This window comes from Aliamphritea hakodatensis (assembly GCF_024347195.1).
Taxonomy (GTDB): Bacteria; Pseudomonadota; Gammaproteobacteria; order Pseudomonadales; family Balneatricaceae; genus Amphritea; species Amphritea hakodatensis.
Genome location: NZ_AP025281.1, coordinates 1967990 through 1982712, shown reverse-complemented (window position 1 = coordinate 1982712; position 14723 = coordinate 1967990). Strand labels below are relative to the sequence as shown.

Genomic DNA, 14723 nt, shown 5'->3' with positions numbered 1-14723 from the left:
GAGTCCTTTTTTATTATCCGGTCACTGAACAGTTTATCTCAGAAACAGTCACCGGGAACCCTTACCCAGCCTTCCATCAGCACCCGCGCACTGCGGCTCATCACAGCCTTGGTCGCGGTCCACTCGCCGTTTTCACAGGCCGCCTCTGCGCCCACCCGTAAAGTTCCGGAAGGATGCCCAAAACGCACCGCACTGCGTTCACCGCCACCGGCGGCCAGATTGACCAGCGTGCCGGGAATCGCCGCAGCGGTACCTATAGCCACCGCTGCCGTGCCCATCATGGCATGGTGTAACTTCCCCATGGACAGCGCCCGCACCTGCAGATCGGTATCACCGGCAGCAATCGCTTTACCACTGGAAGAGACATAATCCGATGGCGGCGCCACAAAGGCCACCTTTGGCGTGTGCTGCCGGCCGGCCGCTTCACTGATATCACTGATCAGCCCCATGCGCACCGCACCATAGGCCCGGATGGCTTCAAACTTCGCCAGCGCAGCTTCATCATTATTAATGTCATCCTGCAATTCAGCACCGCTATAACCGATCTCAGCCGCATTAACGAAAATAGTAGGGATACCCGCATTGATCATAGTCGCCGCTAAGGTACCGACACCCGGCACCGCCAGTTCATCCACCAGATTGCCGGTGGGGAACATCGCACCGTCACCGTCCGCCGGCGACATAAACTCAACCTGCACCTCAGCGGCCGGAAAAGTAACACCGTCCAGCTCAAAGTCGCCGGTTTCCTGCACTTCGCCGTTCGTCATCGGCACATGGGCAATTATGGTTTTGTGAATATTCGCCTGCCAGATTCTGACTACGGCGACACCATTTTCCGGCACCCGCGAAGTATCCACCAGCCCTTTACTGATCGCGAACGCCCCGACTGCTGCCGACAGGTTGCCGCAGTTACCGCTCCAGTCCACGAAAGGCTTATCGATGGCCACCTGACCAAACAGGTAATCCACATCATGATCCGGCTGGCTGCTCTTCGCCAGAATGACCGTTTTACTGGTACTGGAGGTAGCACCTCCCATCCCGTCGGTTTGCTTACCGTAAGGGTCCGGGCTGCCGATCACCCGCTGCAGCAACGCATCCCGTGCAGGCCCCGGTAACTGAGCTACTTCCGGCAATTCTTCAAGGCTGAAGAATACCCCTTTACTGGTGCCGCCACGGATATAGGTTGCCGGTATTCTGATCTGAGGAACATGCGCCATAATTCAATTCCTGATTAAATGCCCGCCATGGTTAAACCGCAGCGGGCCGTTTACATTAGCTGTTACGCGTTACCTTCAAGGTAGCCCTAAGCGTTTCCCTCAAGAAAGTCCTTAGCAAAACGCTGCAGAACACCGCCCGCCTCATAAACCGATACCTCTTCAGCGGTATCCAGACGGCAGGTAACCGGCACTTCAACGGTTTCACCGTTCGTACGGTGAATCAGCAGCGTCAGTTCGGCCCGCGGCTTACGCTCACCCAGCACATCAAATGTCTCGGTGCCGTCAATGCCATAGGTCTCACGGGTTTCACCGGCCTTAAATTCCAGCGGCAGAACCCCCATCCCCACTAAATTAGTCCGGTGAATACGTTCAAATCCTTCCGCCACAATGGCTTCAACACCCGCCAGACGGACGCCTTTCGCCGCCCAGTCCCGGGATGACCCCTGACCATAATCCGCACCCGCCACAATGATCAGCGGCTGGCTGCGTTCCATGTAGGTTTCAATGGCTTCCCACATACGGGTCTGCTGCCCTTCCGGCTCAACCCGTGCCAGCGAACCCTGAATAATTTCACCGGCATCATCCCGGCACATTTCATTGAGCAGCTTAGGGTTCGCAAATGTCGCCCGTTGCGCCGTCAGGTGATCACCACGGTGGGTCGCGTAGGAGTTGAAGTCTTCTTCCGGCAAGCCCATATAAGCCAGATACTCACCGGCAGCACTGCTGGCCAGAATCGCATTAGAAGGCGACAGGTGATCCGTTGTAATGTTATCCCCCAGCACCGCCAGCGGACGCATGCCCTTAAGGCCACGGGCACCGGCCAGTGCACCTTCCCAGTATGGCGGGCGACGAATGTAGGTACTCTGCGCACGCCAGTCATACAGCGGACTTTCTGCTTGCTCCGCCTTACCCAGATCAAACATTGGAATGTAAACCTGCTTGAACTGTTCCGGCTTCACGCTGGAGGCAACAATCGCATCAATTTCTTCGTCACTTGGCCAGATGTCTTTCAGCGTAACCGGGTTACCGTTCTGATCTGTACCCAGTACGTCTTTTTCAATATCAAAACGTACCGTACCGGCTATAGCATAAGCCACCACCAGCGGTGGGGATGCCAGGAATGCTTGTTTGGCATATGGGTGAATCCGGCCATCAAAGTTACGGTTACCGGACAGCACCGCGGTGCTGTACAGATCACGGTCGATCACTTCCTGCTGGATTGCCGGATCAAGGGCACCGCTCATGCCGTTACAGGTGGTGCAGGCATAGGCGACGATGCCGAAACCCAGAGCTTCCAGCTCAGATAACAAACCGGCTTCTTCCAGATACAGGCGGGCCACCTTGGAACCCGGCGCAAAAGAAGACTTCACCCAGGGCTTACGCAGCAAGCCTAACTCATTCGCTTTGCGGGCCACCAGACCGGCCGCCACCACGTTGCGCGGGTTGCTGGTATTGGTGCAACTGGTAATGGCTGCAATGATCACGGCACCGTCCGGCATTTCACCGGGTTTTTCTTCCCAGCTGCCGGCAACGCCCCGCTCGGCCAGCTCAGAAGTGGGCAAACGGCGGTGCGGGTTAGACGGCCCCGCCATGTTGCGGCATACCGATGAAAGGTCAAAGGTCAGCACCCGTTCATATTCAGCAGCAACCAGATCATCCGCCCACAGGCCGGTGGTTTTTGCATAATGTTCAACCAGCGCCACCTGCTCCGGCTCACGTCCGGTCAGTTTCAGATAATCAATGGTCTGCTCATCGATGTAGAACATACCGGCAGAGGCACCGAACTCCGGCGTCATATTGGCAATGGTTGCGCGGTCACCGATGGTCAGATCCCGGGCACCTTCACCGTAGAACTCAAGATAGGCAGAAACCACCCGCTCTTTACGCAGGAACTCCGTCAGTGCCAGCACGATATCCGTGGCAGTAATCCCCGGCTGACGTTTGCCGGTCAGCTCAACACCGATAATGTCCGGCAGGCGCATCATGGAAGCGCGCCCCAGCATCACGTTTTCGGCTTCCAGACCACCGACACCAATGGCAATTACACCCAGTGCATCCACGTGGGGGGTATGGCTGTCAGTACCAACACAGGTGTCCGGGAAGGCAATGCCATCACGGGCCTGAATCACTGGCGACATTTTCTCCAAATTAATCTGGTGCATGATGCCGTTACCGGCCGGAATCACATCCACATTTTCAAATGCGGTTTTGGTCCACTCGATAAAATGGAAACGGTCTTCATTACGGCGATCTTCAATGGCGCGGTTTTTCTCAAATGCTTCAGGGTCAAAACCACCGTGCTCAACCGCCAGCGAGTGATCGACGATTAACTGAGTTGGTACCACCGGGTTGACCTTCGCCGGGTCACCGCCCTGATCTGCAATTGCATCCCGCAGGCCCGCCAGATCCACCAGCGCAGTCTGCCCCAGAATGTCATGACACACCACCCGGGCCGGATACCATGGAAAATCAAGGTCCCGCTTGCGCTCAATAATCTGTTTCAGGGAATCGCTCAGCACCGCCGGTTCACAGCGGCGCACCAGCTGTTCCGCCAATACACGGGAAGTATAAGGAAGGCCGGCATACGCGCCCGGCTGAATGGCTTCGATCGCAGCACGCGTATCAAAGTAATCCAGCTGCGTACCCGGAAGGGGTTTACGGTTTGCAGTATTCATAGCATCAGGACCCGTCAGTATTTTTTACACGAGCGAAGCCTTGCACACAAAAAATCCGGTGCCGGCTCCCCTTTTTTATTAGAAATGTTCCGCGACCCCGGCATAACCGGCCGGGGCAACGGTGACTCAGCTCAGTGGTTAAGGACGATCTTCGATCGCTACCCAGTCAGCGGAATCAGGACCGGTATAGTCCGCCGACGGGCGGATAATCCGGTTATTGGCTCTTTGCTCCATCACGTGCGCAGTCCAGCCGGCAACACGGGAACAAACAAAAATTGGCGTAAACAGCTTGGTCGGAATGCCCATGAAGTTATAGGCAGAGGCATGGAAGAAATCCGCATTACAGAACAGCTTCTTCTCGCGCCACATCACCGCTTCTACCCGCTCAGAAACCGCGTACAGGTACTCATCACCGACCTGCTCCGACAGTTTCTTCGACCATTCCTTGATGATCGCATTACGGGGATCAGACTCACGATAGATCGCATGGCCAAAGCCCATGATCTTATCTTTACGGGCCAGCATGCCCATGACTTCAGCTTCCGCCTCGTCGGCACTGCGCCAGTTTTCAATCATCGCCATCGCCGCTTCATTAGCACCGCCGTGCAGCGGGCCACGCAGTGAACCGATCGCCGCAGTGACACAGCTATGAATATCTGACAGCGTTGAAGCACATACCCGGGCGGTAAAGGTAGATGCATTGAACTCATGCTCGGCGTACAGAATCAGCGATGCATGCATTACTTCAACATGCAGCGGCTCAGGTTTCTTGTCATGCAGAGTCCAGAGAAACTGCTCGGCAATGGAATCGGCATCCGTTTCTACACTGATCCGCTTACCGTGGTGGCTGTAGTTGTACCAGTAGTTGATGATGCCCGGGAATGCTGCCAGCATACGGTCAATATGATGATGCTGCTCAGCAAAGTCATGCTCAGTTTCCAGGTTACCCAACATTGAGCAACCTGTGCGCATCACATCCATCGGATGGGCATCCGCCGGAATATTTTCCAGCACGGTCAGCAATGCCTGTGGCAGGCTGCGCATCTCTTTCAGGCGGGCTTTGTACATCTCAAGCTCACCCATATTTGGCAGCTTGCCGTACAGCAACAGATAAGCCACTTCTTCAAACTGCGCTTTATCCGCCAGTTCTTTAATGTCATAACCACGGTAGGTAAGCCCTGCACCGGACTGACCTACTGTACACAGTGCCGTTTCACCGGCAGACTGCCCCCGCAGACCGGCACCGCCCAACTTCTTCGCTTCAGCCATGATATGTCTCCTCACACCGGGCCGGCATCACACCGGCCAAAACACACTGATTTTTATTTGTTCTTACCTTCCTGAAACAACGCATCAAGCTTCTGCTCAAAGTCGTGGTAATTCAGGAAATCATAAAGCTCCATCCGGGTCTGCATGCTGTCGACAACCGCTTTCTGATCACCGTCACGCAGGATCGCTTCATAGACATTCAGCGCTGCCTGATTGGCCGCACGGAACGCAGAGAGCGGGTACAGCACCATGGTGGCACCGTTCTCAGCTAACTCCTGCTTGTTAAACAGCGGCGTGGCACCAAACTCGGTAATATTCGCCAGCAGATGCGCACCGTTAATGCCTTCAGCAAACGCCCGGTAATCACTCAGGGTATGAACCGCTTCTGCAAAAATACCGTCAGCACCGGCTTCCAGACAGGCCTGAGCCCGCTCCACCGCTGCATTCAGACCATCCTGCTGAAAGGCATCCGTCCGGGCAATGATGAAAAAGTCGTCATCGGTTTTGGCATCAACCGCGGCCTTCACCCGGTCGACCATTTCTTCCAGACTGACGATTTCTTTATTTGGCCGGTGGCCGCAGCGTTTCTGGGCAACCTGATCTTCAATATGCACCGCCGCGGCACCTGCTTTGGTCATATTGCGTACGGTCTTCGCAATGTTAAATGCACCGCCCCAGCCGGTATCAATATCCACCAGCAACGGGGTTTCAACCGCATCAGTAATACGGCGTACGTCTTCCAGCACATCGTTCAGCGAAGTCATACCCAGATCAGGTAAACCATAAGACGCATTCGCAACACCGCCACCGGAAAGGTAAATAGCTTTATGACCAACCCGCTCCGCCATCATTGCGTGGTAGGCATTCACGGTGCCCAGAATCTGTAGTGGTTTGGTTTCTGCCAGAGCCTGACGGAAACGTCCGCCGGCGGTCAGTTGCTGCGACATAAGTGACTCCCTATGTAAGTACTCGATTCAGACCGGTCAGTCTTTCTGCTGATCGGTCAACTTAACTTCTATATTGCGCCGCGCCGTACTGATATGGCGGCGCATCAGGATTTCGGCCAGTTCACCATCACCCTCTTCGATGGCATCCAGAATCCTGTGATGTTCTTTCAGGGCACGTTGCGGGCGGGATTTGGACACACTGAACTGATAGCGGTACATACGCACCAGGTGATAAAGCTCACCGCCTAACAGTTCCATCAGCTTGTCGTTGTGACTGCCCTGCACGATCCGGAAATGGAAATCCAGATCCCCTTCTTTCTGAAAATAGGCATGGCCGTCAATCTTTTCGATGCTGGCTTCATGCTCATGTAATAGTTCCCGCACGCTGTCTATTTCTGCCTGCGACATTTTCACAGCCGCCAGTCGGCTGGCCATGCCTTCAAGGGCTTCACGTACGTGATAAATTTCCAGCAACTCATCCGTATTAAGGGATACCACCCGTGCGCCCACATGGGGTACACGAACCACCAACCGCAAACCTTCCAGGCGGCGAATCGCCTCCCGTAACGGCCCCCGGCTGATCCCATAAGTACGCGCCAGTTCCGGCTCGCTGATCTTATGGCCCGGCGGAATATCACCCTTAACAATGGCAGTTACCAACTGCTCGCAAACCTTATCAGCCAGCGTGCGCAATTCGCTGTTACTGATTGTTTGCTCTGTTACTTCAACTTCAGAGACTTCAGTCATATTATTTTCCAGATTGTCGACAATCTAAATTGTGAACTAACAATACAGCCCATATTATAGCCCGTCAAGACGGTTTTAAGGGCGATTTGTCAACATTATACAAAAGTATAAGGGTAAACCCTAGGACCTTTCTCCCTCTAAAAAACCTGTAAATGAACAGGTATAAATGAAAAGAAAGAACACAGAAACAGCCGCAATAGCCTATAAATTAAGGCCGTCAGCCTATTTATAAAAATCAGAAGAGAAACAGGCAGCAGTAAAAGAACATACTAAGGAGATTGTCGACAATCCTGCAAATTAATCAAACTGTCGACACTTTATGAAAAGTTTTCAGTCCGCCAGATAACGTTCAAGCTCTGTCTGCATTAACTGAGCAATCTGTCTTGGTTTCTGAAATGGCAGGGAATGATCGGTACCGGCAACCATGAAGTAATGCCAGTTTGGCAAACGCTCTGCCAGTACCCGTTGATATTCATGCATCGCTGACACACTGTTACCCCCGATAAAACTGCTGACATCTCCCTGAGCTGCCAGCAACGCCTCACGGTCCACATCCTGCAATGCATCGGTGACACATTTAAGCGCATGGGCAAATCCCCGGGGGCGGTTGGCCAGGCGTTCAATGGTGACCTTCTCCACCAGCGGTGAGACTTTCCGGTTAGGTGAAATGGTATCCAGAAACTGCCGTACACCCCTTTCAGCATCGGTGCTAAGATGCTCTGCGGCCTGCATATACTCAGCCCGTAACTCAAGACTGGCCTGCCAGTCACCACGGTCTACCGCCGCCGATTCCAGCAGATACTGCTTTTCAACGTGCTGACTGTGCTGCTGTTTATAGAGCATAGAAATCAGTCCGCCCATTGAATACCCGGCCAGATCAAAACGTTGCCAACCCAGATGATTCAGCAGCTGCGCCACATCATTTACAACTTCCTGAGCCGTATACGCATACTCTACCCCGTCCGGCGCAACCGTCTGCCCCATCCCCCGCAGATCCGGCACCAATACTTCTGACCACATAGCCAGCTGCGCCAGCAACGCCTGCCAGGTATCCTCACCGGCCACCCCCGCACCGTGGAGCAGGACCAGCCGCCGGCCGGTCCGGTTTTCCTTATGACGGTACACCCGGTAAAAAATCCGCTGATCCGGTTGCTGGAAAATATCGGTATGCAAGGTATAGGGAAACTTCATAATGACTCGTTAACATTCAGAAAAATCACAAAAAACAGCAGGCCCAGTGTACATCAAATCACTTCATTTCCACTAAACCGGTGAAACTGCTCTGGATGCGTAATATTGTGCCGTATTCCCGCCAATATACTCGCATTCATAGGACCAGATGGTTACAATCGCCCTCTTTAACCGGACACTCGGCCCCACAAGGGCTAACTGTCCGTTACGCAGTGACTCTTGCAGCTACAACAAAAGGCTTACCCGGTGTACAGACTGTTCCCTCTCCCCTATCTAGATGATGCCTGCCCATACTTTGCAGCAATCCGCCAGCATAATGCGCCGGTTTTTCTTGATAGCGGTAAGCCCCGTTCCGGCTTTGGCCGGTATGACATCATTGCGGCCTCACCGGTAGCTGAACTCAGCTACCAGCACGGCATTACGACACTGACCAACACCAGCGGCACAGAATCCCTCGGCGGCAATCCTTTTTGTCACCTGCAGGCCATGTATCAGGCCAGTGCTGAAAACTGTCCGCCACCGGCGGATGAAGCGATCAGCCAGCTACCATTTTGTGGCGGCATGATCGGTTATTTCTCCTATGACCTGGGCCGCAGCCTTGAAGATCTGCCGGAACTGAACCCACAGGATCAGGAACTGCCAGACATGCAGGCAGCCATTTATCCGTGGGCAGTCATCGTTGACCATCAGGAAAAGCGCACTCAACTGATCACCACACCGTTAATGGATCAGCCTTCTGCAGAAGCCCTCAAAACACAGATAGAAACGGCGCTGAAAGCGCCGCAGGCGACAGGCGAATTTACCCTGACAAACCGCTTCAGCAGCAACCTGACTGAACAGGATTATTATGACGCTCTGGATAAAGTCAGCGACTATATCCAGGCTGGCGACTGCTATCAGGTCAACTTTGCCCAGCGTTTTAAAGCCGGCTATGAAGGCGATACCTGGCAGGCATACCTGAAACTGCGCGCTAAAGCGCCTACCCCGTATTCAGCCTACATCGAAACCCCGCAGGGCAGCATTTTGTCCCTGTCACCGGAACAGTTTCTCGAAGTAGACAACGGCAAGGTCACCACCAAGCCGATTAAAGGCACCCGGCCACGGGGCAAAACCCCTGAAGATGATCAGAACCTGGCACAGGAACTGTTCGACAGCGAAAAAGACCGCGCTGAAAACCTGATGATTGTCGACTTGCTACGCAATGATATCAGCAAGGTATGCCAGCACGGGACTGTACGGGTTCCGAAGCTGTTTGATATTGAGTCTTACGCTAACGTACATCATCTGGTGAGCACGGTTACCGGCATGCTGGACACTGATAAAACTCCACTGGATTTGCTGGAACACAGCTTCCCGGGCGGCTCGATCACCGGTGCACCTAAAATCCGCGCCATGGAAATCATCGAAGAGCTGGAGCATAACCGCCGCTCTATTTACTGTGGGTCTATCGGCTATTTAAGCTTCTCCGGCCGGTTTGACAGCAGCATTACCATCCGTACCCTGCTCTGCCATGACAACCAGATCCACTGCTGGGCCGGCGGCGGCATCGTTGCTGATTCAGAAACCGCCGACGAGTATCAGGAAACCTATAACAAGGTAAACAACCTGTTACAGGCACTGGAAGACGGCCTGCACTGATCCTTCCCCCCCTCGCCTCACACCCTGCCCTGAAACTCAGCCTGCATTGCCAGGCTGAGACTTAGTACCCGTTTTGATTGCTATTCCCTTTGCAAGCCACTGATCCCGATATACTTTTTTCAGAATCACCACCTATACTGGTGCTCATCGATCTCGAAACGGACCCAAGAGGCAGGCTATGAGCAGCAATTACACCGGCGGTAAGAGTAAAGATTCGATCTCCATGACCATGCTGATGACCCCCGACATGGCCAACTTTTCCGGCAACGTCCACGGCGGCGCTCTGCTTAAAATTCTCGATCAGGTCGCCTATGCCTGTGCCAGCCACTTCAGCAAGCACTATGTGGTCACCCTGTCAGTAGACCAGGTACATTTCAAACAACCGGTGAGAGTGGGCGAACTGGTCACCTTCTATTCCTCAATCAACCATGTGGGGCGCTCCACCATGGAGGTGGGCGTGAAGGTCATTGCAGAAGACATTCACAGCGGTGAAGAACGCCATACCAACAGCTGCTACTTCACCATGGTTGCGGTAGATGATGACGGCAAATCAACAAGCGTTCCCCGGCTGGAGCTGAACACGCCGCAGCGTAAAGCCCGCTATATCGCCGCCGCCCTGCGCAAACAGCTGCGCAATGAACACGATCAGCGCCTGGCTGAAATTCATGATAAATGGACCGAGCACGTGGATGACCTCTCCACTGAAGAGATTGATGCCCGGTTAAAAGATATGCTGGAAAATGATGCCATGTAAGGCACGGCTCTACTTGGCAGTAAAGCCGCCATCAATGAAGATCGTCTGGCCGGTAATGTAGTCCGACCCGTGACTGGCCAGAAAAATACACAGCCCGTTAAGGTCTTCCAATTCACCGTTGCGACCAATGGCGGTTTGCTGGGCCAACTGGTCGCTCAGCGTATCATCAGCAAACACTTTCTGAGTAAGCTCAGTCGGGAAGAACCCCGGCGCAATGGCATTGCAACTTATACCCCGTGACGACCAGGCTTCTGCCATGGCCCGGGTAAGCTGTTCCACACCACCTTTTGAAGCGCCATAGGCAATGCCGTTAGTGAATGCCCGGCGGGACTGCAGCGAAGCCACATTGATAATTTTTCCCCAGCCCCGGTCTGCCATCTGCGGCACCAGCTTCTGAGCCAGAAAGAAAGGTATCTTGAGGTTAAGATCCTGGGTCAGATCCCAGTCGCCGGGGGATACATCATCCGCATGCTGCCGAAGATTCACCCCGGCGGTGTTACAGAGAATATCAATGCGGCCAAATACCTGCAGGCATTGCGTGACAACATCATCCAACTGATCAGTGTCTGCCAGATCCGCCACCACAGGCACGATCCGATCATCATCTGCGGCCAACTGACCCAGCCGTTCACGTCTACGCCCCAGCGCAACCACAGAGGCACCCGCACTGCGCAACGCAATCACCTGCTGCATACCAATTCCCGAGGTCGCGCCGGTCACCAGCGCTACCTTACCGGTCAGATCAAATAAGCCCATCAATACTCTCCGCAAGGATGTCTCTTATATCAGAGCTCAGGTAACTCCTGATTCGCAAACATCTCTTCCACTTCAGCCCGGTTATTACAGGCCTGTACATCCCGGACCACATCCGGCGTCAGGTGCGGCGCAAACTTCTGAATGAAATCATACATATAGCCCCGCAGGAAGGTCCCTTTTCGGAAGCCGATCTTGGTATAGCTGGCCTCAAACAGATGACTGGCATCCAGACACACCAGACCGTGATCCGCCGCCTCATCAAATGCCATGGTGGCAATAATGCCGATCCCCAGCCCTAAGCGGACATAGGTTTTGATCACATCGGAATCAACCGCCGTGAAGACCACCCGCGGGTCCAGACCTTCACGGATAAAGGCATCATCCAGCTTGGACCGACCCGTAAAACCAAAGACATAAGTCACAATCGGATAATCAGCGATATCTTTCAGCGTCAGACGCGAAACCTGCGCCAGCGGATGATCCTTAGGCACCACTACCGAACGGTTCCAGCGATAACAGGGCATCATGATCAGATCATTAAAGTGACTCATGGCTTCGGTGGCTATACAGAAGTCCACCGTCCCGTCTGCCGCCATTTCAGCGATCTGCATAGGCGTGCCCTGATGCATATGCAAAGATACATCCGGATAAGACTGCATAAAGCCGTTAATCGTTTCAGGCAACGCATAACGTGCCTGAGTATGGGTAGTGGCAACATCCAGGCTACCCATCTTCTCATCACTGAATTCCTGCGCCACCTGCTTGATACTCTCAACCTTACGCAGAATATCACCGGCCACTTCCAGAATTTTTTCACCCGCCGGTGTTACCCGCGTCAGATGCTTACCACTGCGGGCAAAAACCTCTACCCCTAACTCGTCTTCCAGTAAACGAATCTGCTTACTGATACCCGGCTGCGATGTATATAAACTCTGAGCTGTTGCTGAAACATTCAGATCATGGCGGGCAACTTCCCAGATATAGCGCAACTGTTGCAACTTCATGCAAACCTCCAGACTCGGATCAAAAACTGCTCAGCTGAACGCACCCCGCTCGAAAATCAGCAAAACAGAAGTAACAAAGGCATTATTAATAACTAATAATTATATAGGACGTATATTCACACAGAATTCGTGTGGTTGCCAGCCCCTGCAGACAACTGCAGGGGCTATTTACAGAAAAGGCTTACAGACGGGATTTTAAACGGCGGATTTCTTCTTCCTGAGAGGTGATACGCTTCTCCAGACCGGTTACCCGGCCAATCGCACGGATCAGCTCATCATCTTTCAGTTTAACCTGACCGCGCAGCGCGCTTTCACGGCGGGTTGCTTCGTTGGCCGCCGCCAGCTGCTTCTGATTCAGACGCTTGGTCTCTTCAGTCAGTTCTTTCACTTTATCGGACAGACGCTTGTTCTTGTTCTGCTCAGACAGAATTGAACCGGAAACTTTATTCAACTGACGGGACCCCTGATCAACGTCGGTTTTATAACGCTTCAGCTCATCTTCCAGAATCTTGATCTGATTCTTTTGCGAATCCAGTTTTACATCCCGCTTAGCCACCACCGCCTGCAGATCATGAATCTCTTTGGTCAGCGCAGATTCTTTACGGCCACTCTCATCACGGATTTTATCCAGCGAACCGCGGTAATAGCGGACATCCGCCTCAGCCTTACTCACCTGCTCAAGGCTGTGGCGCTGTTCATCCTTAACCCGCTGATCAAAAGTTCGCTTGGAGTCATCCAGCTTCTTCTGCAGCAGCGCCATTTCCTGTTCAACGTTATGATAACGCTGTTCGGCGGTCTTCAGATCAGAAGTAACGGCGCCGAGGTTAATTTTCAGAACGGAAATTTCAGCTTCCAGCGCCTGAATCTGGCTGGTTTCTGCTTCAAGCTTGGTCCGCAGGTGACGGTACTTATTTTCCTGCTCGGTCTGATCTTCATACAGACGCTTTAATTCCTGCTCGCTGTGCTTACGGGATTCTTCACCGGCCAGGATCTGATCTTCCTTATCACTCATCACCAGCGCCTGGGCTTCCTGAATCGCCTGATTCCAGAGGGTCTGGAAGGACTTATTCAGGCTGCTTGGCACATCCGGGATTGTAATCATGTCACCGTTGACGGCCTGTAACCGGCCGGAAAGGCTGTCCCACCACTCGGCCAACATATCCGCGAGGCAATCCGGCTCAGTATTTAACTCAGCGGCGATCAGCTCAGTTGTTGGAATTACCCCCCGCTGCAGCATGCTGTCTGCAGTCAGATTAAAAATAGTCGGGTCAACCCTGTCACTCATTTATACATCCTGATAGAAACCACACCTGCGCACCTGCAGGCTAACATTATATAACAGCTTACAAATTACTCAGCAGCACTCTGATTACGTTCAGCAATGTGCTGCTGCAAATTACTCATCCCTTTTTGTAGCACATCTCCAAGTGGCGCTTTTATCACTTGGCGACCACCGGAAGGCAACGGCATACGCAATTCAACCGCATGCAGAAATAAACGTTTAAGGCCAAATTGGCGCATAAACTTATTAGTGTCATCCACACCATACTTATCATCACCGATAATCGGATGGCCGGCAAACTGGCTGTGCACCCGGATCTGGTGTGTTCTTCCCGTTACCGGACGGGCCTCAACCAGCGTCGCATAACCAGCAAACCGTTGCAGCACCTTAAACTCTGTCAGGGACTCCTTACCCATCGGGTGTGCCTTTACGACGCGCTCCCCAGACTTAAGTTCATTTTTCTGCAGCGGTGCATCAACTTTGGTTTTGCGGGTCGACCATTTACCATCCACCAGCGCATTATAAATCTTGGTCACTTTTTTGTGCCGTAACGCTTCATGAAGAAAACGTAACGCACTGCGCTTTTTAGCTACCATAATACAACCGGAAGTGTCCCGGTCTAAACGGTGCACCAGTTCAAGAAACTTTGCCTGAGGACGGATCTGACGTAACGTCTCGATCAGCCCCAGACTGATGCCGCTGCCACCGTGCACCGCCAGGCCACTGGGTTTATTGATCACCATCAGATCTGCATCTTCATAAAGCACCGCCGCTTCCAGGCTTGCAGCCAGGCCGGCACTGGCCACCGGTGCCTGACGCGCTTCCGCCAGACGCAGTGGCGGCACCCGCACCAGATCACCTTCCTGCAGCCGGTAATCCGGTTTGATGCGCTTTTTATTAACCCTCACCTCACCTTTACGCAGGATTCGGTAAATAAGCGTTTTAGGGGCGCCTTTTAATTTGGTACGCAAAAAGTTATCAATGCGCTGCCCTGCAAGATCAGCATCAACATCAAACCACTGAACCTGGCTTTTCGGGGCATCATTATTGTCGGACATCTTTTAAATTCGGCACTCGTACAGATACTGAAGAAAATATTTACAAAACTGCCTGAATGAGACAGATTCAGGCACATCTATGAATTGATGCCCCTGTTAATAGCTGCTATATTCTAGCGCTGCTGCAGGCCTTTGGCTTTAGCTAATTTGCTTTTATGGATAAATAACCTGATGTCAATAACCTA

Annotated in this window: 12 protein-coding genes; 2 read left to right on the top strand and 10 right to left on the bottom strand. The window is 53.0% G+C overall.

The genetic code is table 11. The features are described from left to right. Positions 1–38: 38 nt before the first annotated feature. From prpF to PCI15_RS09030, 6 genes are all read right to left on the bottom strand, one after another. A complete protein-coding gene (gene prpF, locus PCI15_RS09055) occupies positions 39–1217 on the bottom strand; it encodes a 2-methylaconitate cis-trans isomerase PrpF (protein ID WP_271274003.1) in 1179 nt (392 codons plus the stop codon). Positions 1218–1303: 86 nt separating this feature from the next. Further along, on the bottom strand, positions 1304–3892 hold the full coding sequence (gene acnD / locus PCI15_RS09050) for a Fe/S-dependent 2-methylisocitrate dehydratase AcnD (RefSeq protein WP_271274002.1): 2589 nt from the start codon (positions 3890–3892) through the stop codon (positions 1304–1306). A gap of 138 nt (positions 3893–4030) precedes the next feature. Next, the gene (prpC, locus tag PCI15_RS09045; protein ID WP_271274001.1) at positions 4031–5161 is read right to left on the bottom strand and encodes a bifunctional 2-methylcitrate synthase/citrate synthase; all 1131 of its coding nucleotides are present in this window, start codon (positions 5159–5161) and stop codon (positions 4031–4033) included. 53 nt (positions 5162–5214) lie between these two features. Then, positions 5215–6108 carry a methylisocitrate lyase gene (gene prpB / locus PCI15_RS09040; protein WP_271274000.1) on the bottom strand — a complete coding sequence of 298 codons (894 nt, stop codon included), beginning with the start codon at positions 6106–6108 and terminating at the stop codon, positions 5215–5217. Between the two features lie 36 nt (positions 6109–6144). Further along, entirely contained in the window at positions 6145–6855 is a 711-nt protein-coding gene (locus PCI15_RS09035) for a GntR family transcriptional regulator (protein WP_271273999.1), read from the bottom strand. Between the two features lie 330 nt (positions 6856–7185). Then, positions 7186–8046, bottom strand: coding sequence for an alpha/beta fold hydrolase (locus tag PCI15_RS09030; protein WP_271273998.1), 861 nt, complete (start codon positions 8044–8046; stop codon positions 7186–7188). A gap of 246 nt (positions 8047–8292) precedes the next feature. Between PCI15_RS09030 and pabB the strand changes: the two genes are divergently transcribed. Together pabB and PCI15_RS09020 are read left to right on the top strand one after the other, a co-directional pair. Then, positions 8293–9684 (top strand): aminodeoxychorismate synthase component I, encoded by a 1392-nt coding sequence (gene pabB / locus PCI15_RS09025; protein WP_271273997.1) that lies wholly within the window; start codon positions 8293–8295, stop codon positions 9682–9684. A gap of 178 nt (positions 9685–9862) precedes the next feature. Continuing rightward, positions 9863–10438, top strand: coding sequence for an acyl-CoA thioesterase (locus PCI15_RS09020; RefSeq protein ID WP_271273996.1), 576 nt, complete (start codon positions 9863–9865; stop codon positions 10436–10438). A 9-nt stretch (positions 10439–10447) separates the two neighbouring features. On the opposite strand, the gene PCI15_RS09015 is transcribed toward PCI15_RS09020, so the two are convergent. From PCI15_RS09015 to rluC, 4 genes are all read right to left on the bottom strand, one after another. Next, the gene (locus PCI15_RS09015) at positions 10448–11194 is read right to left on the bottom strand and encodes an SDR family NAD(P)-dependent oxidoreductase (protein ID WP_271273995.1); all 747 of its coding nucleotides are present in this window, start codon (positions 11192–11194) and stop codon (positions 10448–10450) included. A 29-nt stretch (positions 11195–11223) separates the two neighbouring features. Then, positions 11224–12198 carry an HTH-type transcriptional regulator CysB gene (gene cysB / locus PCI15_RS09010; protein WP_271273994.1) on the bottom strand — a complete coding sequence of 325 codons (975 nt, stop codon included), beginning with the start codon at positions 12196–12198 and terminating at the stop codon, positions 11224–11226. 181 nt (positions 12199–12379) lie between these two features. After that, positions 12380–13483 carry a hypothetical protein gene (locus PCI15_RS09005; protein WP_271273993.1) on the bottom strand — a complete coding sequence of 368 codons (1104 nt, stop codon included), beginning with the start codon at positions 13481–13483 and terminating at the stop codon, positions 12380–12382. A gap of 65 nt (positions 13484–13548) precedes the next feature. Continuing rightward, a complete protein-coding gene (gene rluC, locus PCI15_RS09000; RefSeq protein WP_271273992.1) occupies positions 13549–14538 on the bottom strand; it encodes a 23S rRNA pseudouridine(955/2504/2580) synthase RluC in 990 nt (329 codons plus the stop codon). Positions 14539–14723 lie beyond the last annotated feature (185 nt).

What these genes read in the sequence shown, in the direction of transcription:
- PCI15_RS09020 (WP_271273996.1), top strand. Translation starts at nt 9,863, where the DNA reads ATGAGCAGCAATTACACCGGCGGTAAGAGTAAAGATTCGATCTCCATG.
- prpB (WP_271274000.1), bottom strand. Translation starts at nt 6,108, where the DNA reads ATGTCGCAGCAACTGACCGCCGGCGGACGTTTCCGTCAGGCTCTGGCA.
- acnD (WP_271274002.1), bottom strand. Translation starts at nt 3,892, where the DNA reads ATGAATACTGCAAACCGTAAACCCCTTCCGGGTACGCAGCTGGATTAC.
- PCI15_RS09030 (WP_271273998.1), bottom strand. Translation starts at nt 8,046, where the DNA reads ATGAAGTTTCCCTATACCTTGCATACCGATATTTTCCAGCAACCGGAT.
- PCI15_RS09035 (WP_271273999.1), bottom strand. Translation starts at nt 6,855, where the DNA reads ATGACTGAAGTCTCTGAAGTTGAAGTAACAGAGCAAACAATCAGTAAC.
- prpF (WP_271274003.1), bottom strand. Translation starts at nt 1,217, where the DNA reads ATGGCGCATGTTCCTCAGATCAGAATACCGGCAACCTATATCCGTGGC.
- prpC (WP_271274001.1), bottom strand. Translation starts at nt 5,161, where the DNA reads ATGGCTGAAGCGAAGAAGTTGGGCGGTGCCGGTCTGCGGGGGCAGTCT.
- cysB (WP_271273994.1), bottom strand. Translation starts at nt 12,198, where the DNA reads ATGAAGTTGCAACAGTTGCGCTATATCTGGGAAGTTGCCCGCCATGAT.
- PCI15_RS09005 (WP_271273993.1), bottom strand. Translation starts at nt 13,483, where the DNA reads ATGAGTGACAGGGTTGACCCGACTATTTTTAATCTGACTGCAGACAGC.
- rluC (WP_271273992.1), bottom strand. Translation starts at nt 14,538, where the DNA reads ATGTCCGACAATAATGATGCCCCGAAAAGCCAGGTTCAGTGGTTTGAT.
- PCI15_RS09015 (WP_271273995.1), bottom strand. Translation starts at nt 11,194, where the DNA reads ATGGGCTTATTTGATCTGACCGGTAAGGTAGCGCTGGTGACCGGCGCG.